This window comes from Bacillus sp. RAR_M1_44 (genome assembly GCF_020165935.1).
In the GTDB taxonomy this organism is placed as follows: domain Bacteria; phylum Bacillota; class Bacilli; order Bacillales; family Bacillaceae; genus Bacillus; species Bacillus altitudinis.
Genome location: NZ_JAIUKX010000002.1, coordinates 117000 through 142060, shown reverse-complemented (window position 1 = coordinate 142060; position 25061 = coordinate 117000). Strand labels below are relative to the sequence as shown.

Here is a 25061-nt window from a genome sequence, read left to right as displayed (position 1 = left end):
TCCTTTGTCATGTCATCATTGATGATGACATGGAATTATGGACTGGTCAATAGCTTCATTTTTGGATGTGGGAAGAAATCCAAATGATGTGTACACTGGTTCATATCATTTACACAGAGGAGAGAGTCCCATGATTCCTGCATCAAAAGAAGAAACAGCACAGCTATCTATGATTCCGTTTGTGTTCGTTTTATTTAGCCTTTTTATGATTACAACAGCAGTGAACCTGCAAGTCCCTCTTTATACGGAATATGCAGAGCAGGCAGGATATGGAAAGGCGTCAACAGCCCTTGTGTTTGCTGCGTATGTTTTCGGACTGATTCCAGTATTATTGTTACTTGGCGGCATGTCTGACCGGGCTGGACGAAAACCGATTTTATTGATCGCTCTTTGCTTTTCATTATGTGCCACCCTGCTCATGATCGTGCATCCGACCATACAAATGCTCTTTGTCGCCCGGCTGCTGCAAGGAGTGGGACTTGGGTTAAGTGTTGGCACATGTACTGCCTACTTGATTGCTTTATATCCAGAGAAATCGGGCTGGATCCCAACGTTTATCGCATTATGCAGTTCAATTGGATTTGGAGGAGGTGCTCTTTTTACAGCGATTCTTTCTTTTGAGCGAGTGTCACTGACGCCTCTTAGCTATTGGATTGTGTTGGTCTTGATCATGTTGACGATTGTTGCTGTATTCTTTTTGGTGCCGCCTGTACAAGGGGATGCAAGTAAACCGCTCATGAACATGCCGAGGTTTCCAAAAGGAACAATGCCAGCGAACATAGCCATTGCTATCGCATGGTCTGTGTGCGGTCTTGTCATTTCGATTTTGCCAGCACAGCTTAAATTAAATGGCTATGAATTGTGGGTAGGCCCGGCGCTGTTTTTTATTAATATGGCAGGTGTTCTGATGCAGCCCTTTGTCCGAAAGATGAATAGCAGTGCAGCGCTTCGTATCGGTTTTATTTGTCTTCCGTGCGGATATGGCCTGCTGTTATTCGGTGCTAATAGCGGGTCTATATTCCTTGTCCTTGCTGGAACTCTTTTAGCGGGCACAGCTTGCTATGGATTTACTTACTTAGGCGGTCTCCAGCTGATTGTTGAGAAAGGGAAGAAGGAAGCGGCTAGAGCCGTTGCTGGATATTACTTGTTTGCGTATCTAGGTCTTGGCATACCAAGTGTGTTTGTGGGTCTCTTTGCTGATATGTACGGTACTCAGACAGTGTTAACGCTCTTTTTCATGCTCGTGCTGGCTGCCTGTCTGATCTTGTTTAGTTTAAGTTTCAGAGAGAGGCAAAAGTGAAATGGATTCTTTCTCTTTCCTCTCCAATTCGTTTAAAATAAAGACAGAAGAGGAGGAGGGAAATGAAAAAAGTACAGCTAAATGGTGCGATGTGCAGATCACAAGAGGAGCTTCATGATCAACTAAAAACAGTGTTACAACTTCCTGATCATTACGGGGAAAATCTTGATGCCCTTTGGGACTGTTTAACAGGAGAAGTGAGCTTGCCTGTAGAGCTCACGTGGATTCATTATCAAGCAAGCAAAGACGAGCTTGGTGATTATGCAGAGAATTTGCGGCAGTTATTTCAAGAAGCTGAAGAGGAACTGCAAGGGCAGTTTCAATTGAATATTGAAGCATAAAAAAGCAGCTGATCCTGAAAGCTGTTTTTTTGCTGTTTTGACCCTTTCTCATTCTACTATTGAATATTTCACTAAATATGATAATATATGAACTGCCGCTTAATTGATAATGATAATCATTTGTGGCAGAGAGCTTGATAGAAAGTGTGAACCCTGTATGAAGTTGTACCAATTAAGTTTGTTGTTTGTGTGTTTGGCATGTGCGTCGCTGTTTGTCGGAGTACAGGACCTGTCTCTTTTACAGTTGTTTCATCTATCAGATGAACAAATGAACACCTTATTTTCAAGTCGCATCCCGCGGCTGATGAGTATTGTGCTTGCTGGCATGAGCCTGAGCTTATGCGGTTTTATCATGCAAAGCATGACGAGAAATAAATTTGTCTCTCCAACGACTGCAGGAACAATGGATTGGGCCAAGCTGGGTATTTTAACCGCCATGCTTGTTTTTACACAGGCAAGCCCGCTGATGAAAATGGCGATTGCGTTTTTATTTACGTTAGCTGGCAATCTATTATTCTTAAAAATTTTACGCCATATTAAGGTGAACGATACGATCTACGTACCGTTAGTCGGCTTAATGTTTGGCGGAATTGTCAGTTCAATTTCCACGTTTATAGCCTATAAATATGATTTGATCCAAAACGTATCCGCATGGCTGCAAGGGGATTTTTCTCTTATTGTTCAGGGACGTTATGAACTGCTCTATGTGAGTGTTCCTCTATTGATCATCGCGTATTTATATGCTGACCGCTTTACAGTGGCTGGTATGGGTGAGAGCTTTGCCGTCAATTTAGGTTTAACGTATAAACGTGTCATGGCAGTTGGTTTGGTGATTGTTTCGATGATTACTTCTGTAACGATTTTGACTGTTGGCATGCTGCCATTCCTTGGCTTAATCATTCCGAATATTGTATCGATCTACCGAGGGGATCACTTGAAAAAGAGCCTGCCGCATACGGCTTTATTAGGGGCCATTTTTGTGCTCATATGTGACGTACTCGGACGGGTGATCATTTATCCATATGAAATATCTGTCGGGCTTATGGTCGGCATCATTGGAAGTGCGATCTTCCTGTACATGTTATTAAGGAGGAAGCGCTATGCATAAGAAACGAACATTATTTCTCATTGCAGCCATTGCAGCCGTATTCGTTGTCATCTTCGTCACCTTTCAAATGGGGTACTGGGAGTACACAGTGCCGAGCCGTTTAAAAAAGGTGCTTGCCATGACTTTGACAGGAGGCGCGATTGCCTTTTCCTCTGTTGTGTTTCAAACATTGACCAATAACAGAATCTTAACGCCAAGCATTTTAGGGTTAGACGCGCTTTACTTGTTTTTGCAAACTGCAATTATTTATCTTTTTGGATCGACCAATTTGATGATCGCGAATAAGAACCTGAATTTCTTTCTCTGCGTTGGATTGATGATTCTTTTTTCTGTGCTGCTCTATACGGTGATGTTCAAGCGCAAAAACAAGCATATTTTCTTACTCCTGCTTGTCGGGATTGTGTTTGGAACATTGTTCAAAAGTCTTTCTTCCTTTATGGAAATGCTCATTGACCCGAATGAATACCAAGTCGTACAGGACAAGTCCTTTGCCAGCTTTAATCACATGAACACAGATATTTTACTCTTCGCTTCTCTTTTATTTGCGGCACTTTGTCTTTATATATGGACCTTCCGCGCGAAATTAGATGTCATGTCGTTAGGAAAGGAACAGGCTGTGAATCTCGGGATTGACTATGACGGGATCACAAAAAAGATGTTGATCGTCATTGCCGTCCTTGTTTCTATTGCGACGGCCCTCGTCGGCCCAATTACGTTTCTTGGCTTACTCGTTGTAAATGTGGCAAGAGAGCTGTTTCGTACATATCGGCACACGTACTTGCTATTAGGCTCGTTTTTCATTAGTGTCATTGCGCTTGTAGGCGGGGAATTTCTTGTGGAAAAGGTATTTACGTTTCAAACACCGCTTAGTGTGCTAATTGATTTAGTCGGCGGACTGTATTTTATTTATCTACTTTTAAAGGAGAGTCGTTCATGGTCGTGATGAAGGGAGTCAGTAAGACATATAACGGAAAAACAGTGCTTCACGAAACAACTGTCAGTGTAAAAAAAGGACAGCTGACCTCTCTCATTGGTCCAAATGGCGCAGGCAAAAGTACGCTTTTGTCCATCATGAGCCGCCTGATTCAACCTGATACTGGGGAAGCTTATTTAGAGGATAAACCTTATCGAGCGTACTCTCCTCAGGATCTTGCGAAAAAAATGAGCATCTTGAAGCAGTCGAACCACATGAGTGTGCGTCTGACCGTTCGTGAGCTTGTCAGCTTTGGCCGCTTTCCTTACTCTCAAGGCCGCTTGACAAAAGAAGATGAGAACATGATTGATGTGTCGCTTCAATACATGAGACTCATCGAAATCCAGCATCAATATTTAGATGAACTAAGCGGCGGACAAAGGCAGAGAGCCTTTATTGCCATGGTGCTGGCTCAGGATACGGATTATATTTTCTTAGATGAGCCTTTAAATAATTTAGATATGAACCATTCAGTTGAAATGATGAAGCTGTTTCAGCAGCTCGTGAAAGATCTTGGAAAAACGATTGTTGTTGTTCTCCATGATATTAACTTTGCATCTGTCTATTCAGATCACATCGTCGCCTTAAAAGAGGGTCAGGTGATCAAAGAAGGAAGCGTTGATGAAGTGATTCAAACAGAAGCACTTGAACACATTTATGACATGCGCATACCGATCGAAATCATTCGTGGTGAGCGTATTTGCTTATATTTTTCTTGAAAAAATGAAGAGGTGATCAATCATGAAAAAATGGATTTGGATGATAACAGTATTAACAGCGATTGCTGTCCTTGCTGCATGTGGTAACCAAGGAAAAACAGCGGGAACGAATGAGGAAACCGTAACAGTAAAGGATATGTTGAATAAAGACGGTGTGAAGATCAAGAAAAACCCGAAAAAAGTCGTCGTTTTTGATATGGGAAGTCTCGATACACTTGATAAGCTTGGTGTCAACGTGACAGCTTTACCAAAACAAGTGATTCCTCACTATTTATCTAAATATGAAAGTGACAAATATGAGAATGTCGGCGGGTTAAAAGAGCCAAACTTTGAGAAAATTGCAGAGATGAAGCCTGACTTGATCATTATTCAGCACCGTCAAGCAGATGCATTTGATGAATTTTCTAAAATTGCTCCGACGATTTATATGGATGTAGATAACGCAAACTATATGGAATCATTTAAAAAGAATGCTGAAACATTAGGAAAGATTTTTGATAAGGAAGACAAAGTCAAAAAAGAACTTTCTGCCATTGACCAAAAAGTGGCTTCATTAAAGAAACAAGCCAAAGAGTTAAAGAAAAATGGACTCGTCATTATGGCGAACGACAGCAAAATGACGGCATTTGGTCCTAAGTCAAGATATGGTCTGATTCATGATGTATTTGGGATTACACCAGCAGATCAAAAGCTAGAGCCATCTGATAAACATGGACAAAGCATTTCGTATGAGTATATGGTCAAAACGAACCCAGATTACTTATTTGTCGTGGATCGCGGTGCGGCGATTGGAGAAGAAACGTCTGCGAAACAGCTTGTTGAAAATGATTATGTGAAATCAGTCAAAGCGGTTAAAAACAATCATGTGGTGTATTTAAACTCTGACATGTGGTATTTAGCAGGCGGCGGCCTTGAATCATTGAATGCGATGATTGATGAAGTGAAAAAAGGAATTGAACAAAAGTAATGGATGAAAAGCTGCTCCTATCGAGCAGCTTTTTTATTGTGGATACATAAAAATATGTTGCGTGCAGGAAACTTTCATCAAAATATGTTATAGTGGAACCTACATTGTGAGACTAAGATAGAGTGAGGGTTCGGAAAGGATGAAGGAGAAAACAAGATCAAAAAGAAGGCTAAGACCTTGGGTGAAAGTCGTGCTGTTTATCATGGCATTTGTCATGGTTATGGCTGTATCTGTCACAGGATACGCATACTATAAAATTTCAAAAGCGTCGAATAAAGCGCAAGTATCTTTAGAAAGAGGAGAGACCTCGCAAAAGCGTGTGAAAGCTTTTGAACCAGGAAAGGATAGCTTTTCGGTGCTGCTCTTAGGGATTGACAGCCGTCCAGGTGAAACGGTAGACGAAGCAAGAAGTGATGCGGTCTTACTGGCGACGGTGAATCGAACAGACAAAACGATCAAGCTCCTAAGTATTCCTCGTGATTCTTATGTTGATATACCGGGGAGAGGATATGATAAAATTGCTCATGCCCATGCGTTTGGGAGTGCAGATTTATCAGTCAAAACGGTAGAGAATTTGTTAAACATCCCGGTAGACTATGTGATTGCAGGAAACTTTAAGGCGTTTCAAGACATTGTCGATGAGCTAAATGGAATTGACGTAACGATTGAAGATGAAGGCATTGCAAAACAAATGGAAAAGGATTCAAAAGGAAAAGTTCATGTGGAAACAGGCACGCATACGCTCAGTGGTGAAGAAGCATTAGCGTTTGTGAGAACGAGAAAGGCAGATAGTGATCTCATGCGCGGAAAGCGCCAAATGGAAGCACTTCAAGCCATCTTTGAAAAATCAAAATCCATTTCTTCCATACCGTCTTATGACAACATCATTGATACACTTGGGGATAACGTCTCCACCAATTTATCCATGAAACAGTTGATCGGTCTATTCCCTTTACTGAGTTCATTAAAATCAGTGGATACCATCCAATTAAAAGGGCACGATTACCAGCCTGGGAATGTGTATTACTTTGAGTTAGATGGACCAGGATTAGAAGAAGTGAGACAAGAGCTGAGAAAACAGCTCGAATTGTCATAATGGAGAAAGAGCCTGCCGCTATGGCAGGCTTTTTTTAATAGTAGAGGGTTGCAGGCATCGTTGGGTACCACACACCATTTAAAGCAAGCGCCCAGCCATACACCTTTTGACCTGATTCAATCTTGTCCTTTACCGAAGTGAGCGCTTCGTATGAAAAGACTTGATAAGCCTGTCCGGTTTTTTTAGCGACAATGACCGATAGAATATTGTCATTGAATACACTTGGCTCTTCGTCCGTACTCGTCCAAGCAATTCGATTATAGTAATTCATGTTAAAAGGATTTTCGAGTGCTTTCACTTCAAACTTCACTCGTTTTCCAACGATAGAAACCGTTGTATAGGCTACACTTGTTATTTGTGCAGATGCTGCTGGGGCTTGTTTTCCTGTTTGCAGTGGTTCTAATGCCGAAACGGTACTTGGCACAAGTAATCCTGCTGCTAAAGTGAGTGCTGCTATTTTTTTGATCATGGGTAAAAACCTCCTAATTTTTTGGTATATTTATCCATTCGACAAAAATTAGGGATTTCCTCCTTTGATGTAAAATATAACCATAATTTATTTTCCAGAATGGAGAAAATAATGGGTGAGCATTTCCTCTACACGATGACGTATACGGGGATTAAAATATTTATGCTTTTCTTCATAGCCATTTATCAGAAATAAATATGTCGTAAATCCTTCATCGTGTTCAATTTGCTGTACGTTCATTTTTTCTTTACGTAACTGTTGTTTCAGTTGATAAAGGGCTTTTTGTGCTTCTTTTAATGAAGAGGTGACTAGCTGAATATATGGTTCATTTAGTTTGAATGTTTGATGTTTTTTAAGGTGCGTCAAATCACGATTGAGGATGGAGATGACCATTGGAAGAAAGATGGCTTGTTCCATCATCTGAAGTTGTACGCTTGATAATCTCGTCATGTCCATGCCTGCTTTCTTTATTTATAGAACATTTGTTCTTATTTATTATATCGGATGAGTTAAAAAATCTCAAGGGGGGCTGAGAGGGATTCATTTGTATATTTTTATGTTTTCCATGTAAAATGAAAGATAGAAAAACCTTGAAGGAGTCAAACAAGTTGCCATTATTTCTTTCTATATTTACTCATGAAAATATCACATCATTTTTTGAAAGCTACAAGGCTTTTGGACCCATTGTGGCTATATTACTCCCTTTAATAGAAGCATTTCTACCGTTTTTACCTCTCGTGGCATTTGCGGTGGCCAATGCAAATGCTTTTGGGCTATGGGAAGGCTTTTTATTGACCTGGATTGGTGCAAGTGCAGGATCTATCCTTGTCTTTTTACTGATCAGAAAATTTGGACAGATGAGGATGTTGAACTTTATTAGCAGACACCCTTCTATTCAAAAGCTGATGCTTTGGGTTGAAAAGCGGGGATTTGGTCCGTTGTTTATTTTACTCTGCTTTCCTTTTACACCTTCTGCTGCCGTCAATGTCGTAGCAGGTCTATCAAGAATCAGCGTCTGGCAGTTCTCATTAGCTGCTTTATCAGGGAAGTGTGTCATGCTCTTTATTATTAGTTTTATCGGCTATGACATTTCAGCTTTAGTAAAGAATCCGTTAAGAAGTGTTTTTGCGGTTCTAGTCATTGCTTTATTATGGTATGTTGGAAAGAGAGTAGAAAATAGGTTGAATATTCGGATGAGTCAGCGTGAGGACAAAGGAGGCTCTTAATGAAAAAGAAGCCATTGCTATGGTTCATGATTATTACATGCATCGTCTTGTTGTTCCAAGTAAAGAATTTCATGTTTGTCACGTACAAAGTAGAAGGGGTTAGTATGGACCCTACATTTACAGATGGAACAGAATTATTAATTAACAAGTTCTCGCCAAAACTCACGAAAATTAGCCGGTTTGACTATGTATTATTTCATGGCCCTAAAAATCAAATCTTGATCAAACGGGTCATTGGACTTCCAGGAGAAACAATCAAATATGAAGATGATCAACTGTTTGTTGATGGTGTAAAATGGAAAGAGCCGTATTTAAAAGAGCAGAAAAAACATAAAATGGGCAACGTCCTAACAGGTGATTTTCAGCTGAAAGCCATCACCGGTCGTCAGAACATACAAAACAATCATTACTTCGTGATCGGAGATAATCGAATACATAGCTTTGACAGCCGGCATTTTGGAACGATCTCAAAGGATCAAGTAGTCGGTGTAAAAAGGAATCATGATGAATAAAAAAGAGCCGTTCTGCATAAGTAGAGCGGCTCTTTCTATTTAGCGGTTTTATAATCAGTCTGTCTTTTTGCCCAGACATGATGTAAGAAACGAAAAAACGGTGGGAGCATGGCGATGACCAAAATAATTCTGACGACTTGTACAGCCACAACAAAGGTGGAATCCTCATGAAGTGTAACAGCTGTTGTTGCCATTTCTGCAATACCGCCAGGCGAAAAAGCAAGAATGGCTGTAATGACAGAAATACCTGTTATTTCTGCGATGGCAATTGAACTGAGAACGGTCGCAGCAATCAATCCGGCTGAGCTGACGACGGCGACAATCAAGGTATTTTTTAGCCCGACAAACATTTGTTTATTCATTTTTGACCCGATGGTTGCCCCTAGAAATACCTGTGACGCAATGTTCGCTTGGGCTGGCCAGTAAGGAATCAAATCATGACCTGTCAAGGCGCCTGCCCCTACTTGGAGAGCTGCCACACCTAACATACTGCCGATGAGCCAAGGGGCGGGAAAGTGAAGACGCACGGCTAGGCGTGACATCAGCCATGCCCCTAAAATGAGTGCAGCAGTCCAAGAAATGTTTGATATTGTGAAAACGCCTGATGAGAAGGCGCTGCCTTGGGCGACTACCACATCTGATTGGCTTTTTGTATTTAAATAAAATACCGTAAATGGAATGGTCAGTACGACCATTAACACACGTATCGTTTGTACAAGACTCACTACAGCTGTATTTGCTCCAACCTCTTGGGCGATGCCCGGCATAGCGGAAAGACCGCCGGGGGCAGTGCCAACAAAGCTGGTCAGCATATCTGTTTTGCTCAGCTTCCATAAAACAAACCCGGAGAGCATGGCTAATAAAATAGAAAAGACGAGCATGAAACTCACGGGAAGCCAATTTTCAGCGAAAATGTGAAGGACTTTCATGTTCATTTTTTGTCCTAGTTCGATTCCGAGAATGAATTGACCAAGGAGTAGCCATCTACTGTGAATACGTAAGGTATTCTTTCCTTTACGCTGAAACAGGGCGGGACGGCGCAGGGCAATAAATGCAGCTGTCATTAATGTGCCAATCATCCAGCCGATAGACATCCCTGTTAGAGACAAAAGGAATCCACCTAAACCGCTTACCGCAATCAAAATGAGATCGGTTCGAAGGCTGTTTCCTTGCTTCATCACATATAAACCTTCTTCCTGTATATTTGTTCAGTAAGTGAAATGTTGTTATCTTCACTATAATACAAAAGTCTCTATAAATAAAATACGAATTTTTTTAGTATTTTCATAAGATTATCTTATGGTTAACTCTGTTAGAAAAAAGATTGTTTTTGATATAAATGACATATAATTTTTGCCAAAAACAAATACAATATACAACGATTTTCCCCTATTTTTGTTATCAGTTGACTATCATTTTCAATTACACTACAATGCTTAGTGTGAGGTGATGACATGAAAATTCCTTCTTTTAAATATAATGAAAAGGGATTGAACCGCTTTTTCGGTCCTTTAGAAGGAAGGATTATGGAGATCCTTTATCAAGGTGAGGATATGCCGATTAAAGAGGTACAGCAGAAGCTGTCAGATGAGAAGCCAATTAATTTCAACACGGTCATGACGGTACTAAATCGATTAACCGAAAAAGGAATTGTGGAAAAGAAAACGAAAGGGCGTTCATCTATCTATAACCCTGTTTTAACAAAAGAAGAATTTCTAAATGAGCAAACGAAATGGATTACTCAAGGACTGATGGATGATTTCGGCCCTCTTGCAGTCAATCATATGGTGGACGCAATTGAAAGTGCTGATCCTGAATTACTGAAGGTACTTGAAGCAAGGCTTGCATCCAAAAAAGAGGAGAAACGACATGATTAAAATGAAGTCGAGTCTGCTGTTTTTAGGCGGTATATTGATTGGCTTAGTGATCTTTTACCAGATGGGCTATTATGTACTCTCAAGCTTTTTTGGCTGGAATCAAGCATATAACCTGATCCATGTATGCCAATCTGTTCTCGAATTTTATGGATTCACTCCTTTAAAATATTTTCTGGATGTTTTAGTTTTGTATACACTAGGTTTTGCCGTTTTCTATATGACGAAGCAGGTCAGAAAGTATATTCATTTTAAAAGAAATATGATGATGGCAGTCGATCAACATTCAACGCAAAGTCTATCAGACAAGTATAGAAATGAGATCATTGTGTTTCATTGCCATGAACCGCTTGCTTTCGCGATGGGGATGCTTCGTCCAAAAGTGTATCTCTCAACAGCGCTTATAGATATGCTGGATGAAGGGGAAATCGATGCGGTTGTCTATCACGAATTACATCACAAATACAGCTACGACCCTTTAAAGACTTTCACTTTCTCTTTGCTCACAAAAGTGATTTGGTATATTCCTGTGTTAAAGCATATGAGACAAAGTTACTCCGTTTTTCGTGAGGTCATTGCAGATGACTATGCCATTCAGCAGACAGGGACTGAGCTTGGAGTAGGGCAAGCCCTTTTGAAACTCATTAAAAATAGAACCCAGTTTCAAAAACAAACGAAATTTGCCGTGTCCTTTGGAGACCGAGCATTAAATTTAAGAATCCAAAAAATCTTAAACCCAACATACAACATACCTTTCAATGTACCACTTATCCCAATTGTGACATCAACCATCCTCATGGTGGTCTTAATGATTATGCTCAACTTAAATTACTAATTTTTTTTACGAATGAACATTACATGATGTAGTGTAAAAATGGGAGGAAATCACTATATGAAAACAAATCAAGAAATAGGAACACTTTTTGTACGCGTCATCTTAGGCATTATTTTCTTTTTACATGGACTTCAAGCATATCAAGGTGGACTAGGAGGCACTGCTGCATTTTTTGGTCAAATTGGTGTTCCTGAATTTATGGCCTATATTGTCAAAACAATTGAACTGGTTGGTGGAATTGCCCTGATTCTAGGTTTAGGCACACGTCTTTTCGCAGCTTTATTTGTGCCAATTATGGCTGTAGCCATTATCACAGTTGGTTTTTCAAGAGGATTTGTGGGCGGTTATGAATTTGAACTTTCTTTAATGGTCATGGCGCTTTACTTGACACTTAGTGGCAGCAAGATGCTATCGATTGATGGATTGTTAAAACAACAGCAGCAAAGCAATGAAGCAAAATTTCATTAAATAACAAAAAACTCCTTCTGCGATTTGTAGCAGAGGAGTTTTTTTATGGTCAAAAGGTCGTTTTATCATTAAAAAAGGAAAAGCGAAGAGGCGTTTTGATGATGACAGCCCTTTATTTCACATATTGAATGAGCAAAAAAGCAATTTCATTTTTTGACGGAACATACGATCTCCTATTAAAATAGGGTTATCTAAGAAACATGGTGCGTTAAAAGATATAGAAACCAGACAGCATGCTGCTGTTCATCTTGAGCAATACGCTTCATTAATTCCTTTGTTCCTTGATCACGGACATAGTCTGATACCGTTAAGTAAAAATCGACTGTTTTTTGTTCGTCTTTAAAGGCAAATAAGAGACCTTCCCTAAATTGGTCTGGACAAGGCTCTGTTATGCTTGGTTTGTGGTTTTTACCAGTCAAAGAATAGTATAGCTTTGTAAATAGCTGATAATGTCTGACTTCATCCTGACGTATTTCTTGAATGATTTTTTTCGCTTCAGGATTTTTTGCTTTTTGTGCAAGTTTTTCATAGCATTGGATCGCAGAATATTCGCCATTGATGGCCTTTTCAAGGTCTGCAATGATCCTTGTGTTTTGGCGCATGTCATATGGTGAGTAGTCATAATAACCGTAATACATGATATTGCCAGCCTCCTTTTAGATCATGATGGTTTATGATATGAAAAGAGTCGGGAAAGGTGCCTATTTCCTTTTCAATCGGAGGAGAAAGGGAAGGTGATAGGAAAATAGCTATTTACCTTTATTTTCGCTAGAATATGAGTACATAAGAAAGGTGTTGTGGAACGTGGAGATTCAGTTTTTAGCAGGCAGATCGGGGAGTGGAAAAACGACTGCAATTCTAGAAGAAATCAAAGAACAACTTCGGCTTGATCCGCTGGGTCCGCCAATCATTTTTTTAGTCCCGGATCAAATGACATTTTTAATGGAATATGAGCTTGCAAAAACATCTGAAGCTGGTGGAATGATCAGGGCCAAAGTCTTTAGTTTTACTCGGCTTGCCTGGTCTATATTACAGCAGACTGGCGGTGCGAACCGTCAATTTGTCACAAGCACAGGGATTCAAATGCTCTTAAGAAAAGTAATAGAAGAACAGAAAGACAAGTTTAAGGTATTCAAAAAGGCGAGTGATAAACCGGGATTTGTTGAGCAAATAGAAAAGACGATGGCTGAATTCAAAAGGTACTGTATGATGCCGGAGGATATTGAAAAAATCTCGGCATCCAGTATGCATTCAGAGTATACAGAAGAAAGACGTGCGGCGGAAAAATTGCATGATCTTCATGTTCTTTATCAGCAGATGGAGCAGCATCTGCAAGATGAGTATGTGCACTCAGAGGATTACTTGACACTTCTGGCTCAGCAAATTCCTTTATCAGAAGAATTGAGAGGGGCACACATTTATATAGATGGTTTTTATCAGTTTACCCCCCAGCAGCTTCTTGTCATTGAACAGCTTTTGCTACATGCAGAAAAAATAACAGCTGCATTCACAGTGGATCGTTCCTATCATGACACGCAGCCAAATGAACTTGATTTATTTCGCATGACAGGTAAGACATATTCCCAGCTTTATCAGCTGGCCAAAGAGTGCGGAGCGGCTATTTCTGAGAACATTTTGGAGAGAAATAAGCGGCATCTTCATACCCCAGATCTAGCTTATTTAGAAAATCAATATGAACAGAGACCTTTGCAGCCATATCAAGAAGAAACGCCTCACCTTACCGTATCGAAAAGTGCAAATAAACGAGCTGAAATTGAGGGAGTAGCGAGAGATATTCTTGATTTAGTAAGAGGGGAAGGTCTTAGGTTACGAGACATCTCAATTGTTGCAAGACATGTAGACGACTATAAAGATACGTTAAAAGAGGTGTTTCGAGATTACGATATTCCTTTCTTTATTGATGGAAATGAATCGATGCAGTATCATCCGCTCATTGAGTTCATTCGTTCGAGCCTCGATGTCATAAAAGGGAACTGGCGGTATGAGGCGGTGTTTCGCTGTGTGAAAACGGAGTTCTTATTTCCGCTTGAACTCGCTAAAAACAAAGCAAGAGAACAGGCGGATCAGCTTGAAAACTATTGTATTGCTTACGGTGTAAAAGGTGAACGCTGGACGAATGGTTCACGCTTTCATTATCGCCGCTTCCAATCACTAGATGAAGATTTTGGACAAACCGATCAAGAAATAGAAATGGAGCAAATGCTGAATGATGTAAAAGAATGGATTGTTCCGCCTCTCTTTCAATTGCAAAAAAGATTGAAAAAAGCGCAAAAGCTAAGAGACATGGTGGAGGCAGTGTATGTCTTTCTAGAAGAAGCCCAAGTGCCAGAAAAGCTTGAAAAGGCAAGGCTTGAGGCAGAAGAAGCAGGCAGGTTAGCTGAAGCGATGCAGCATGGGCAAGTGTGGGATGCTGTCATTCAATTGATGGATGAATTTGTTGAAATGCTGGGCGAGGAGGAGCTCTCATTTCCATTATTTCAACAGATGATAGATACAGGACTGTCCTCTCTTAAGTTCGCTTTGATTCCCCCTTCACTTGATCAAGTGTTTATCGGAAGTATGGATTTATCCAGAATGTATCAAGTAAAGTGTACGTTTGTCATTGGAGTAAATGATGGGGTTATACCTGCACGGCCCTCTGATGAAAGTGTATTGTCTGAAGACGACCGGGAATGGTTAAAACGGGCAGGAGCAGAGCTGGCAGAGACAGGGAAGGAACGGCTGCTGGATGAACAATTTTTGATATATCAAGCGCTGTCCAGTCCATCGCACTACCTGTATTTATCCTATTCAGCTTCAGATACGGAAGGGCGGTCTCTTTTGCCTTCGACCCTCATCAAGTATTGTGAGGAACTGATGCCAAACCATCAGCAAGCCCTCTATGTGTTAGATCCAGAGCAGTTGGATGATCAGGAGCAATTAAAATTTGTAACAAACGAGCATGTCTCGTTATCCTATACCGTTTCGCAGCTGCAACAATGGCTCAATCAATATCGGATCAGCGGCGTATGGTGGAGTGTATATAATCATTTGATGACCTCGTCCAACCGCGACGTATCAAAAAAAATCATGTCCAGCTTGTTCTTTACAAATAGAGCGAAACGTTTAAATCCGAATGTCACAAAAGAACTTTACGGTGACCATATTCAGGGCAGTGTTTCAAGAATGGAGAAATTCAATGCATGTGCATTTTCTCATTTTGCTTCCCACGGGTTAAAACTAAAAGATCGACAATTTTACAAATTAGAAGCACCTGATATCGGCCAGCTCTTTCACTCGGCTTTAAAACTGATTTCAGATACGCTTGTTGAACAAAAAAAGGATTGGAAAAACTTAACGAAGGAAGATTGTGTGACCTACTCAAGGCATGCAATTGAACAGCTAGCTCCACGTCTACAAAAAGAAATTTTATTAAGCTCTAATCGGCATGCTTATATAAAAGAAAAGCTTCAAAAAATCCTCATCAGGGTGTCTTCTATATTAAGCGAACATGCAAAAGTGAGCGGATTCTCTCCGGTTGGACTTGAGTTAGGTTTTGGAGGTCAAGGACCTCTGCCGCCGTTTACTTTTCAATTAAAAAACGGCTGCACGATGGAGCTTGTTGGAAGGATTGACCGAGTGGATAAAGCAGAAGGATCAAAAGGACTTCTTTTAAGAATTGTCGACTATAAGTCCAGTGAGAAGGGGCTTGATCTAGCAGAAGTTTACTACGGTTTAGCCTTGCAAATGCTCACTTATTTAGACCTGACCATTACGTATTCTAAAGAATGGCTTGGCATGGAAGCGACACCGGCAGGAATTTTATACTTCCATATTCATGACCCGCTGATTCAAGCGCCTATTCCGCTTGGAGAAGATGCAATTGAGCAGGAAATATTGAAGAAATTTAAAATGAAGGGTCTATTGCTCGAAGATGTGGAAGCAGTGAAGTTGATGGATCAAACACTCGAATCAGGAAGATCACAAGTCATCCAAGCTGGTTTGAAAAAGGATGGTTCTTTCCGATCTGACTCTGCGGTATTAAGTGAAGATCATTTTCACATTCTCACAAAACACGTTCGGCGAACCTTTGAAGAGGCAGGAGAAAGAATTACAAGCGGTGAGGTAGAGATAAACCCATATAAATTAAAGGATCAAACCCCTTGCCGCTTTTGCTCCTTTAAGTCTATTTGCCAATTTGATGAATCAATAGAAGATAATGAATTTAGGGTGCTCACCTCTGAGAAGGATGATGTCATGTTAGACCGGATCAAAAAAGAAGGGGATCAGTATGCAAATACCAAAACCGAATAACAGTACTTGGACAGATGACCAATGGAACGCCATCGTTTCAGAAGGACAAGATATTCTTGTTGCTGCGGCGGCAGGGTCAGGGAAAACAGCGGTCTTGGTTGAACGGCTGATTCGAAAAATGACTCGGCCTGAGCAGCCAGTTGATGTGGACAGGCTGCTCGTAGTGACTTTTACCAATGCTTCAGCAGCAGAAATGAAGCACCGGATCACTGAAGCACTTGAAAAAGAACTATCTAAAAACCCTGGATCACTTCATATGCGGAGACAGCTGTCACTTATGAATCGTGCCAATATTTCTACCTTGCACTCTTTTTGTTTGCAAGTTCTCCGTACCTTTTATTATGAGATTGACCTTGATCCAGGTTTTCGTTTGGCTGATCAAACAGAAGGAGAATTATTAGGAGATGAAGTGTTAGATGAACTGTTTGAGGATGAGTATAAGGCTGGAAAGCCGTCATTCTTTGAACTCGTTGATCGTTACACATCTGATCGGCATGATTTAGATCTTCAATGGCTTGTCAAAAGAATTTATGAGTTTTCTAGGTCACATCCAGCTCCCGAACAATGGATGCGGGCATTCCTTTCTCTTTATGATGTGGATACACAGACAAAGGTAGAAGAATTACCCTTTTATCCATATATCAAAGAGGACCTTTCTCTCGTTTTAAGAAGCTGTCAGGAACTGCTGGAACAAGCGCTCACTTTATCAAAAGAGCCGGGCGGTCCAGCACCGAGAGCAGAGAATTTTATAGATGATTTAGAGCAAGTAAATGAATTAATAAGGCATCAAGATGATTTTGGGACACTTTATGAGCTTTTGCCAAACATCAATTTTAAAAGGTTAAAGACTTGCAAAGGGGATGACTATGACCCGGCTCTGTTAGAAAAAGCAACAGATGCACGCAATCAAGCCAAAAAACAATTAGAAAAGCTAAAAGATGAATACTTTATGCGCAGTCCCGATCAGCATTTAAAAAGCTTGGCTGAAATGAAGCCAGTTGTAGAAACACTTGTAGAGCTTGTGATTCAATATGGAGAGCGTTTCGAAAGAGCAAAACAAGAAAAATCAATCGTAGACTTTTCGGATCTAGAACATTATTGTTTGCGCATTTTAGCGAAGCAGGACGCAGAAGGAAATCTCATTGAAACAGAAGCGGCTAAATACTATCAACAGCAATTTGAAGAAGTACTCGTGGATGAATACCAGGATACAAACCTTGTCCAAGAAACGATTTTAAAGCTTGTGTCTAAAGGGAAACATCCTGCCGAAGGCAACCGCTTTATGGTTGGTGATGTGAAGCAGTCCATTTATCGCTTTAGACTTGCAGAGCCGATGCTCTTTTTAAATAAATATAAACAATTTAAAGCAGACAGCAATGAAACAGGTAAAAGAATTGATCTAAATAAAAACTTCCGTAGCCGGGCTGATGTATTAGACAGTACCAACTTTCTGTTCAAACAGCTGATGGGAGAAACAGTTGGAGAAATTGAATATGACGAACAAGCTGAATTAAAGCTTGGAGCGAGTTATCCGCAAAGCGAAGACACGACGTCAGAAATGCTTCTTGTTCATTTAGATCAGCACGACACAGAAAACGATGAAGAACGAGAAGAGTTAGAGACGGTACAATTTGAGGCGAGAGTGATTGCGAAGAAAATAAAAGAACTTGTAGAACAGCCTTTTCAAGTGTACGATGCAAAACAGCAGCTGACCCGCAACTTGCAGTATCGAGACATTGTGATCTTGCTTCGCTCAATGCCGTGGGCTCCGCAAATGATGGAAGAGTTGAAGAAGCAGGGAATCCCTGTTTATGCGAATCTTTCCTCAGGTTATTTTGAAGCTACAGAAGTATCTGTCATTCTTTCTTTGTTAAAAGTGATTGATAATCCATATCAAGATATTCCGCTCGCTGCTGTTTTAAGGTCACCTCTTGTTCATTTAGACGAAAATGAGATGGCACTGATTAGAACAAGTGATAAAAAAGGCACTTATTATGACGCTGTGAAGGCATTTATGAGTGTGACAAACTCTGATCATCCGACATGCAGAAAGCTGGAGCGTTTCTTCCTTCAATTACGCAAATGGCGTGATTTTTCTATTCAGCATTCGGTAGCAGAACTGATTTGGGAAGTGTACCGAGATACACAATATCTAGATTATGTCGGCGGGATGCCAGGAGGTAAGCAAAGACAGGCAAACCTTCGGGCTTTATATGATCGAGCGAAACAGTATGAAAAGGCTGCATTTAGAGGGCTGTTTCGATTTCTTCGATTTATTGAAAGAATGCAAGAGCGTGGAGATGATCTTGGAGCAGCAAAAACGTTCAGTGAAACAGAGGATGTTGTCCGCATGATGACCATTCATAGCAGTAAAGGACTCGAATTCCCTGTTGTGTTTACTGCAGGACTTGGCAGGAACTTTAATATGATGGATTTAAACCAGTCCTATTTGCTCGATAAAGAATTAGGTTTTGGCAGCAAATATATTCATCCTGAGCTGAGAATTAGTTATGCAACATTACCGCTGATCGCGATGAAAAAAAAGATGAGAAAAGAACTATTATCTGAAGAACTGAGGGTTCTATATGTGGCGCTCACAAGGGCGAAAGAAAAATTATTTTTAGTCGGTTCTGTCAAAAATCAAGTGAAAGCTTTAAGCAAGTGGCAAAATGCCGCAAACGGAGACGACTGGCTTCTCCCTGATTTTGAACGTTATCAAGCGAGAACATACTTAGATTTTATTGGCCCTGCTCTTATCCGTCATCAAGCGATGTCTTCTCTTTTAGAAGAATCGAGAGAAGTCGTTCTCTCTCATCCATCATCATTTTCTATCACCTTTCATCAAGCGTCCGATCTTCTACAAGAAGACATGTCACTTGAAAAACAAAAACAAGACGAAGTGGTACAAGCATTAATGGAAGGTGTGCCTGTTCAAGGATATGGCGATTACGAGGAGGAAGTAAAAGAAAGACTTACATGGCGTTATCCATATTTAGCGGCCTCCCAAGTAGGGACAAAGCAGTCAGTTTCTGAGATCAAAAGAATGAAAGAAATACAGGATGAATACAGTGTGCCTTCTTCCATTCGAAAAGCTCATGCGACACTTTACGAACGACCGGCTTTTATGAAGAAAAAAACACTCACAGCCGCAGAACAAGGGACGGCCATGCATACAGTTATGCAGCATATCCCTCTTCCTTCAAATGAACCATATGATGAATCTCGTGTAGAAGAGCTGCTCCATTCTTTAAAAGAGAAAGACTTACTAACAGATGAACAAATCCAGTCCATCAATCGAGAAGGAATTGTGGCCTTCTTTTCTACTGCTATTGGTCAAAAACTGCGGAAAGCGGACTGGGTGAAACGAGAAGTATCGTTTAGTATGGTTTTACCGGTTAAAGAGGTATACAGCCATATTGATGCAGAAGGTGAACCTGTGCTCATTCAAGGAATGATTGATTGTTTATTTGAAGCAGATGGCAAGCTCTATTTACTTGATTATAAAACAGATCGAGTGACTGGCAGATTCTCAGGTGGATTAGAGGAAGCTGAGGCGATGTTAAAAAAACGCTATGAAACGCAAATATCGTTGTATACAGCAGCGGTAGAGCGTTTAACAAACAGAACATTAGAGGAGAAAATCCTTTATTTCTTTGATGGAAATCTAGAAATTTCTTTATAGGTGGAATGAATGAGAGGTGAATCACATGAGGATTCTGCATACAGCGGATTGGCATCTAGGGAAAACCCTTGAAGGCCGAAGCCGGCTTGAGGAGCAAGCTGAGTTTTTAGATGAATTAAATCAAATCGTCAAGGATGAACACATTGATGTCGTTGTGATGGCTGGAGATGCCTTTGATACAGTGAACCCTCCTGCTCGCGCAGAACAGCTTTTTTATGAAAGTCTGTCTGCATTATCTGATAAAGGAAAGCGTCAGGTGGTTGTGATCTCTGGCAACCATGATAACCCAGACCGTTTATCAGCCGCATCTCCTTTAACGAATGAGCAGGGGATTCATTTAATTGGATATCCAACAAATGATTTAATTCATGTCGATGTTCCTTCTGCAAGTGAACGTCTATCTATTGCAGCACTCGCTTACCCGTCCGAAGCAAGGCTCAACGAAGTGCTGGCTGAAACATTTGAAGAGAAACTGCTTCGTGATCAGTACAATTTAAAAATACAACAAATGTTTCAACATTTAAGCAGCCAATTTCAGGCGGATACGGTCAATATCGCAACAAGTCATATTTATGTGGCAGGTGGCAGTCAAACGGATTCGGAAAGGCCGATTGAAGTGGGAGGCGCATATACCGTTGCGGCCGAAAGTCTGCCTGAGGCGGCTTGTTATGTCGCACTGGGGCATTTGCATCGCCCCCAAACCATTAAACGTGCCAAAACGATTGCCCGCTATTCTGGATCTCCACTTGCATACAGCTTTTCTGAAGCAGGCTACACCAAATCAGTCACCATTGTGGATGCAAAACCGAATGAAACAGCAAGCTGGAAAGAAGTGTTTTTATCAAGCGGTAAACCACTTATGAAGTGGAAGGCGACTGAAGGGCTGAGCCAAGTACACAGTTGGCTGGATGAAAAGCGGGATCTTCAAGCCTGGATTGATTTAGAGATTCACTTAACAGATCAGCTGTCGATCGAACAAATTCATCAGCTTAGAAAACAGCATAGTGGATTTGTCCATATTAGACCAAAGTTTAAAGAGTTACAGCAAAAAGAAGAACAAAAACAAGTGGAAAAGCTCTCGATTGAAGAGCGGTTCGTGAAATTTTATGAGCGTCAGACAGGTGGAGGTCTACCTGATGAAAAAACCGTCAAGCTATTTTTAGAGCTTGCCAATGACATGCGAGAGGAGGAAGCGAATTGAAGCCGATCACGCTAACCATTAAAGGACTTCATAGCTTCAGAGAAGAGCAAACCATTGACTTTAGCTCCTTATGTGATGCAGGTGTGTTTGGTATTTTTGGACCGACTGGAAGCGGAAAATCGTCCATATTAGATGCCATGACACTAGCACTCTATGGCAAGGTCGAACGTGCACTCAATAATACGCATGGTATTTTGAACCAAGCTGAAGAAAAGCTGTCTGTCTCCTTTACGTTCGCTTTGCAAAGGGAACACCATATTTCTTATAAAGTGGAACGTGCCTTTAAACGGGCAGATGAAATGAAGGTTAGAACGACGTTATGCCGATTGATTGAAATTGGTGATACGCAGACAGTTCTTGCAGATAAAGCAAGTGAGGTCAATCGTAAAATAGAAGAATTACTTGGTTTAACCATTGACGATTTTACGAGAGCGGTTGTTTTACCCCAAGGAAAGTTTGCGGAATTCCTTTCATTGAAAGGAGCCGACAGACGCCAAATGCTGCAGCGCTTGTTTAATTTGGAGAAATATGGTGATCAGCTCGTCAAACGTTTACGCGCAAAGGCTCAAAATCACTATGGACAGAAAAACGAACTGCTGGCTGAACTGACTGGATTAGGAGAAGCTGGTCCAGAGGCATTAGCGAAAGCTAAAGAAGCAGCTGCGCAGGCGCAAGCTATTTTTCTTGAGAAAAAACAAACGCGGGACGAAGCGTTCACTACTTTTACAAAAGCGCAAGCCATCTGGCAGTATCAAAAGGAACAAGAAGCGTACGAGAAGGAACAACACAACCTCAATCTGCTGGCATCCACGATGGAAGAGAAAAAGAATCAACTTCGCATTGCAGAGCAGGCAGAGACATTAAAGCCTTATGCGGATGCATTAACAAAGGCTGAAAAGCAGCTCTCTCAAGCATCAAAAGAGAAGCAGGAAGCAGAAAAACATTTACTTCATCAACGAACGATCTATGATCAAATGACGCAGGAGTATGAGCAAACGCGGCAAAAGAAAATGGAAAATGAGCCAGAGCTTCTTCAAAAGAAAGAGCAGCTGATTCAATTAAAAGAAATTGAACGAAAAAAAGAAACAGCTCTTCAGGAAAAAACCGTACTAGAGCAACAAAACAATGAAAAAGCGCAGCAATTGACTCAAAAAAAAGCGGAAGCAGAAAACGTGCAATCTTTATTAGAGCGTGCGCTTGCGAAACAAACACAGTTGAAGCATGAGCTGGAACAATTACAAGTCTCTGTCAAAGAGCGAAAACTTGTACAAGACGCACTTCGTTTCAGTGAAAATGTTCAAAGAATGAATGTGAGCATTCAAAAGGAAGAACAAAAGATTGAGGAGCTAAGACAGCGTTCAGCACAGGCGACACAATCGTATGAAAAGCTTCAAAAACAGCAAAAAGATCATCATGAAAAAATAAACCAATCGTTTCAAGCGATAGAACAATTGTATTTTTATGTATGTGAATTTGAACGAGGTCTTACAGAATGGAGTCATAAAGAGCAGGACAAAAAACAAGAAAAATTAAAACAGCGTGATGTTGTCAGATCGGCAGAATTAAGAAAAGAATTAGCGGCAGAGCTAGTAGACGGTGAACCATGTCCTGTTTGTGGATCGATTCATCATGATCCAAAGGCTGTGATAGACAATGACCATGAAGAAACGGTTGCCCAAATTGATGAATGGATTGTAAAAATGGATAAGGAGCTCAAGCTGGCAGAGGAATATGCTAGAGACATGTTTGCTGCAAAGCAGCTGCTTGAAACGCATGCCAATCAATTAGTTAAACAGTTCTCCTTTTTATCTCAAAAAGCCCCCGATTCGGAAGTAGCTGCAGCAGTAGAAGTAGTACAGAATCCGCAGTCTTTGCAACAGCTGATTCAAGAATGGAAAGGCGTAAAACAAGATATTCAAGCAATCGAAAGCAAACGAGCTCGTTTAATGGACGTTACTTATGATCAAGCGGCAGAAATGAGCAAAGTCAAAGATCAACTGACATTTGAGCAGCAGCGCATACAAGAACTAGACATGCTGATCAAGGAGCTTCGATCTGAGCTTTCCGAACAACTGACGCAATTTGAACAGACCTTTCCTCATCTGACAATCAACCAAGTGCAGGAAATGCAGCAACAAATTGACGAAAAGGATCAACAAGCGGAAGGTTATCAAGAGCGTATTGAGAAGAGTATTTCTTTTCTAGAGGAAAAACAGCAGGCAAAAGAGCATCTGCAAACAGCCATATACGATCTAGAGAAGGAACTCGATAAGCTGGCGCATCAGCTGGGAAGCCAGCAACACCTGATCGATCAATATGAAACAGATTTACAGCGATATCCTTTAAAAGCCGCTTCTCTTTCTGATGAACTGGACGAAGTTCAACAATCTCTTGTTCATCTAAATGAAAAAGAACAGCAATCGTACGAGCAATTTAAGCATGCACAGCAATTATTTAGTGAGGCGCAAAGCCATTTCTCAAGCAGTGAACGTCAGCTCCAAGAGGCTAAGCGGCGAAAACAAGAAGCTGAGAAAGCGTGGCAAAAAGAAACAGCATCTACTCCTTTTGCTCATCCTCAGGAGATAGCACCTGCTTTAATGGATCGATCTGTACGTCTTACAGTCAAACAGGAAATTGATGAATTTGAGGATAAAAGAAAGCAATGTGCAGCAAACTTAAAGCGAATTTCGGAACTGTTAAAAGGTGAGTCGCTGGATGAAGACGAGTGGACAGATATTCAACTAAAAAAAGAAGCGGCGGAAAAAGCGCTTGAAGAAGCGACAGCGCTGAGTGGATCTGCACAAGAGCATCTGCGAGTGATTGAAGCAAACCATCAACGCTTTGCAAGCATTCATGAACGTCTTGAAGAACTGCAGCAAGAAATTGACCGGCTGGATAAGCTTCAAACTGTGTTTAAAGGGAATACATTTGTTGAGTTCCTAGCAGAAGAACAGCTAGAAAGTGTCAGCCGTGATGCTTCTCATCGTCTTGGGATTTTGACAAGACAAAGATATGCCATTGAAGTCGATTCAGAGGGCGGTTTTGTGATGCGGGATGATGCCAATGGAGGTGTCAGACGTCCGGTATCCAGCTTGTCTGGGGGAGAAACTTTCCTGACGTCTTTAGCACTTGCTCTTGCTCTGTCTGCACAAATTCAGCTGAGAGGTGAGTTCCCGCTGCAATTCTTCTTCTTAGATGAAGGATTTGGTACACTCGATCAAGACTTGTTAGATACGGTGATTACAGCATTAGAGAAGCTGCAGTCTCAAAATTTAGCTGTTGGTGTGATCAGCCATGTGGAAGAATTAAAGATGAGACTGCCAAAGAAACTGATTGTCCACCCAGCAGATCCAAGCGGGAAAGGAACAACAGTCTCGATGGAATTAATGTAAAGTGAGGTGATCTCAGGATGGCAAAGCAAACGATTGGATTATGTGAGCTGTGCGGAAGACAAGAGGTCGTCCTTACGGAACATCACTTGACCCCAAAAGAAGAGGGCGGGGCCTTTCTACCGACTGCCTTCCTGTGTATCCCTTGCCATAAACAAGTACATGCTCTTTATACAAACCAGGAGCTTGCCGCACGTTTGAATACGCTGGATGCACTAAGACAAGATGAAAAGCTTGTTCCGTACATCAAATGGATTCGAAAGCAGCCGGCAAGCAAGCTGGTCAAAACAAAGAAATCAAGACAACGCAGAAAGAAATGAGCATAAAAAAGCGCTCCTCTAAATGAAATGAGTGTAGAGGAGCCGCTTTATGCATTGCCTACCATATTCTGATCATTTAAGTCAGGATCCACATAGTTGGTGGCGCTAATGCCATTATTTAAAATCAAGAAATCTCCGGTATTCCCCGCTCCAGAGCCTAAAGCAGATTTTGAAGAACTTTTAGGCGAAAGATAAAATGAGTCACCGACGTTTACGACGCCCCCAGAAATCGAGTTAATGTAAATGGGTCCGACAATTGCTGGCATA

22 protein-coding genes are annotated in these 25061 nt (G+C 41.0%); 17 read left to right on the top strand and 5 right to left on the bottom strand.

Going from position 1 to position 25061, the window contains the following annotated elements:
* The first annotated feature begins 130 nt into the window (after nt 1-130).
* The 7 genes from LCD34_RS14235 to LCD34_RS14205 all read left to right on the top strand — a co-directional run bounded on the left by LCD34_RS14235 (nt 131) and on the right by LCD34_RS14205 (nt 6504).
* Nucleotides 131-1300, top strand: coding sequence for an MFS transporter (locus LCD34_RS14235; RefSeq protein WP_098681005.1), 1170 nt, complete (start codon nt 131-133; stop codon nt 1298-1300).
* Between the two features lie 62 nt (nt 1301-1362).
* Nucleotides 1363-1641: a barstar family protein gene (locus tag LCD34_RS14230; protein WP_224559597.1), complete on the top strand. Its 279-nt coding sequence runs from the start codon at nt 1363-1365 to the stop codon at nt 1639-1641.
* A gap of 157 nt (nt 1642-1798) precedes the next feature.
* Nucleotides 1799-2749: an ABC transporter permease gene (locus LCD34_RS14225; RefSeq protein ID WP_017366964.1), complete on the top strand. Its 951-nt coding sequence runs from the start codon at nt 1799-1801 to the stop codon at nt 2747-2749.
* Nucleotides 2742-3692: an iron chelate uptake ABC transporter family permease subunit gene (locus LCD34_RS14220; protein WP_019743340.1), complete on the top strand. Its 951-nt coding sequence runs from the start codon at nt 2742-2744 to the stop codon at nt 3690-3692. The genes LCD34_RS14225 and LCD34_RS14220 overlap by 8 nt, the downstream gene beginning before the upstream one ends.
* Nucleotides 3683-4441, top strand: coding sequence for an ABC transporter ATP-binding protein (locus LCD34_RS14215; protein ID WP_060780947.1), 759 nt, complete (start codon nt 3683-3685; stop codon nt 4439-4441). Before LCD34_RS14220 ends, LCD34_RS14215 begins: the two co-directional genes overlap by 10 nt.
* A 22-nt stretch (nt 4442-4463) precedes the next feature.
* Nucleotides 4464-5408, top strand: a complete 945-nt coding sequence (locus tag LCD34_RS14210) for a siderophore ABC transporter substrate-binding protein (RefSeq protein ID WP_125589106.1) — start codon at nt 4464-4466, stop codon at nt 5406-5408.
* A 139-nt stretch (nt 5409-5547) separates the two neighbouring features.
* Nucleotides 5548-6504: an LCP family protein gene (locus LCD34_RS14205; RefSeq protein ID WP_224559586.1), complete on the top strand. Its 957-nt coding sequence runs from the start codon at nt 5548-5550 to the stop codon at nt 6502-6504.
* A 34-nt stretch (nt 6505-6538) separates the two neighbouring features.
* Here LCD34_RS14205 and LCD34_RS14200 read toward each other — a convergent pair whose 3' ends face one another.
* A complete protein-coding gene (locus LCD34_RS14200; protein ID WP_224559575.1) occupies nt 6539-6973 on the bottom strand; it encodes an enoyl-CoA hydratase in 435 nt (144 codons plus the stop codon).
* An 87-nt stretch (nt 6974-7060) separates the two neighbouring features.
* A complete protein-coding gene (locus LCD34_RS14195; protein ID WP_008348633.1) occupies nt 7061-7423 on the bottom strand; it encodes a hypothetical protein in 363 nt (120 codons plus the stop codon).
* Nucleotides 7424-7581: 158 nt separating this feature from the next.
* Here LCD34_RS14195 and LCD34_RS14190 point away from each other — a divergent pair, with 158 nt between their 5' ends.
* Together LCD34_RS14190 and lepB are read left to right on the top strand one after the other, a co-directional pair.
* Nucleotides 7582-8199, top strand: coding sequence for a TVP38/TMEM64 family protein (locus tag LCD34_RS14190; RefSeq protein ID WP_017366969.1), 618 nt, complete (start codon nt 7582-7584; stop codon nt 8197-8199).
* Nucleotides 8199-8711 (top strand): signal peptidase I, encoded by a 513-nt coding sequence (gene lepB / locus LCD34_RS14185; protein WP_007499139.1) that lies wholly within the window; start codon nt 8199-8201, stop codon nt 8709-8711. Before LCD34_RS14190 ends, lepB begins: the two co-directional genes overlap by 1 nt.
* Nucleotides 8712-8746: 35 nt before the next feature.
* On the opposite strand, the gene LCD34_RS14180 is transcribed toward lepB, so the two are convergent.
* Nucleotides 8747-9889 carry an AbrB family transcriptional regulator gene (locus LCD34_RS14180; protein WP_048002596.1) on the bottom strand — a complete coding sequence of 381 codons (1143 nt, stop codon included), beginning with the start codon at nt 9887-9889 and terminating at the stop codon, nt 8747-8749.
* Between the two features lie 276 nt (nt 9890-10165).
* Here LCD34_RS14180 and LCD34_RS14175 point away from each other — a divergent pair, with 276 nt between their 5' ends.
* Genes LCD34_RS14175 through LCD34_RS14165 form a run of 3 tightly spaced genes read left to right on the top strand, consistent with a single transcriptional unit; the run spans nt 10166 to nt 11888 of the window.
* Nucleotides 10166-10588 (top strand): BlaI/MecI/CopY family transcriptional regulator, encoded by a 423-nt coding sequence (locus LCD34_RS14175; RefSeq protein ID WP_007499135.1) that lies wholly within the window; start codon nt 10166-10168, stop codon nt 10586-10588.
* The gene (locus LCD34_RS14170; RefSeq protein ID WP_224559573.1) at nt 10581-11420 is read left to right on the top strand and encodes a M56 family metallopeptidase; all 840 of its coding nucleotides are present in this window, start codon (nt 10581-10583) and stop codon (nt 11418-11420) included. Before LCD34_RS14175 ends, LCD34_RS14170 begins: the two co-directional genes overlap by 8 nt.
* Before the next feature lie 57 nt (nt 11421-11477).
* Nucleotides 11478-11888, top strand: coding sequence for a DoxX family protein (locus tag LCD34_RS14165; protein WP_073415055.1), 411 nt, complete (start codon nt 11478-11480; stop codon nt 11886-11888).
* 191 nt (nt 11889-12079) lie between these two features.
* Here LCD34_RS14165 and LCD34_RS14160 read toward each other — a convergent pair whose 3' ends face one another.
* Nucleotides 12080-12526 carry a ferritin-like domain-containing protein gene (locus tag LCD34_RS14160; RefSeq protein ID WP_007499129.1) on the bottom strand — a complete coding sequence of 149 codons (447 nt, stop codon included), beginning with the start codon at nt 12524-12526 and terminating at the stop codon, nt 12080-12082.
* Nucleotides 12527-12692: 166 nt separating this feature from the next.
* Between LCD34_RS14160 and addB the strand changes: the two genes are divergently transcribed.
* Genes addB through LCD34_RS14135 form a run of 5 tightly spaced genes read left to right on the top strand, consistent with a single transcriptional unit; the run spans nt 12693 to nt 24794 of the window.
* Nucleotides 12693-16202, top strand: a complete 3510-nt coding sequence (addB, locus tag LCD34_RS14155; protein ID WP_035392493.1) for a helicase-exonuclease AddAB subunit AddB — start codon at nt 12693-12695, stop codon at nt 16200-16202.
* The gene (gene addA, locus LCD34_RS14150; RefSeq protein WP_224559572.1) at nt 16180-19884 is read left to right on the top strand and encodes a helicase-exonuclease AddAB subunit AddA; all 3705 of its coding nucleotides are present in this window, start codon (nt 16180-16182) and stop codon (nt 19882-19884) included. Before addB ends, addA begins: the two co-directional genes overlap by 23 nt.
* Nucleotides 19885-19909: 25 nt before the next feature.
* On the top strand, nt 19910-21085 hold the full coding sequence (gene sbcD, locus LCD34_RS14145; RefSeq protein ID WP_224559571.1) for an exonuclease subunit SbcD: 1176 nt from the start codon (nt 19910-19912) through the stop codon (nt 21083-21085).
* Entirely contained in the window at nt 21082-24477 is a 3396-nt protein-coding gene (gene sbcC / locus LCD34_RS14140) for an exonuclease subunit SbcC (RefSeq protein WP_224559560.1), read from the top strand. The genes sbcD and sbcC overlap by 4 nt, the downstream gene beginning before the upstream one ends.
* A gap of 17 nt (nt 24478-24494) precedes the next feature.
* Nucleotides 24495-24794: a hypothetical protein gene (locus tag LCD34_RS14135; RefSeq protein WP_025207111.1), complete on the top strand. Its 300-nt coding sequence runs from the start codon at nt 24495-24497 to the stop codon at nt 24792-24794.
* A gap of 47 nt (nt 24795-24841) precedes the next feature.
* On the opposite strand, the gene LCD34_RS14130 is transcribed toward LCD34_RS14135, so the two are convergent.
* Nucleotides 24842-25060, bottom strand: coding sequence for a spore germination protein (locus LCD34_RS14130; protein WP_003211468.1), 219 nt, complete (start codon nt 25058-25060; stop codon nt 24842-24844).
* Between the last annotated feature and the right edge of the window lies 1 nt (nt 25061).

Bases quoted from the DNA above. Each gene is read 5' to 3' on its own strand.
- LCD34_RS14235 (WP_098681005.1), top strand. From the start codon at position 131: ATGATTCCTGCATCAAAAGAAGAAACAGCACAGCTATCTATGATTCCG.
- LCD34_RS14230 (WP_224559597.1), top strand. From the start codon at position 1,363: ATGAAAAAAGTACAGCTAAATGGTGCGATGTGCAGATCACAAGAGGAG.
- LCD34_RS14225 (WP_017366964.1), top strand. From the start codon at position 1,799: ATGAAGTTGTACCAATTAAGTTTGTTGTTTGTGTGTTTGGCATGTGCG.
- LCD34_RS14220 (WP_019743340.1), top strand. From the start codon at position 2,742: ATGCATAAGAAACGAACATTATTTCTCATTGCAGCCATTGCAGCCGTA.
- LCD34_RS14215 (WP_060780947.1), top strand. From the start codon at position 3,683: ATGGTCGTGATGAAGGGAGTCAGTAAGACATATAACGGAAAAACAGTG.
- LCD34_RS14210 (WP_125589106.1), top strand. From the start codon at position 4,464: ATGAAAAAATGGATTTGGATGATAACAGTATTAACAGCGATTGCTGTC.
- LCD34_RS14205 (WP_224559586.1), top strand. From the start codon at position 5,548: ATGAAGGAGAAAACAAGATCAAAAAGAAGGCTAAGACCTTGGGTGAAA.
- LCD34_RS14200 (WP_224559575.1), bottom strand. From the start codon at position 6,973: ATGATCAAAAAAATAGCAGCACTCACTTTAGCAGCAGGATTACTTGTG.
- LCD34_RS14195 (WP_008348633.1), bottom strand. From the start codon at position 7,423: ATGACGAGATTATCAAGCGTACAACTTCAGATGATGGAACAAGCCATC.
- lepB (WP_007499139.1), top strand. From the start codon at position 8,199: ATGAAAAAGAAGCCATTGCTATGGTTCATGATTATTACATGCATCGTC.
- LCD34_RS14180 (WP_048002596.1), bottom strand. From the start codon at position 9,889: ATGAAGCAAGGAAACAGCCTTCGAACCGATCTCATTTTGATTGCGGTA.
- LCD34_RS14175 (WP_007499135.1), top strand. From the start codon at position 10,166: ATGAAAATTCCTTCTTTTAAATATAATGAAAAGGGATTGAACCGCTTT.
- LCD34_RS14170 (WP_224559573.1), top strand. From the start codon at position 10,581: ATGATTAAAATGAAGTCGAGTCTGCTGTTTTTAGGCGGTATATTGATT.
- LCD34_RS14165 (WP_073415055.1), top strand. From the start codon at position 11,478: ATGAAAACAAATCAAGAAATAGGAACACTTTTTGTACGCGTCATCTTA.
- LCD34_RS14160 (WP_007499129.1), bottom strand. From the start codon at position 12,526: ATGTATTACGGTTATTATGACTACTCACCATATGACATGCGCCAAAAC.
- addA (WP_224559572.1), top strand. From the start codon at position 16,180: ATGCAAATACCAAAACCGAATAACAGTACTTGGACAGATGACCAATGG.
- sbcD (WP_224559571.1), top strand. From the start codon at position 19,910: ATGAGGATTCTGCATACAGCGGATTGGCATCTAGGGAAAACCCTTGAA.
- LCD34_RS14135 (WP_025207111.1), top strand. From the start codon at position 24,495: ATGGCAAAGCAAACGATTGGATTATGTGAGCTGTGCGGAAGACAAGAG.
- LCD34_RS14130 (WP_003211468.1), bottom strand. From the start codon at position 25,060: ATGCCAGCAATTGTCGGACCCATTTACATTAACTCGATTTCTGGGGGC.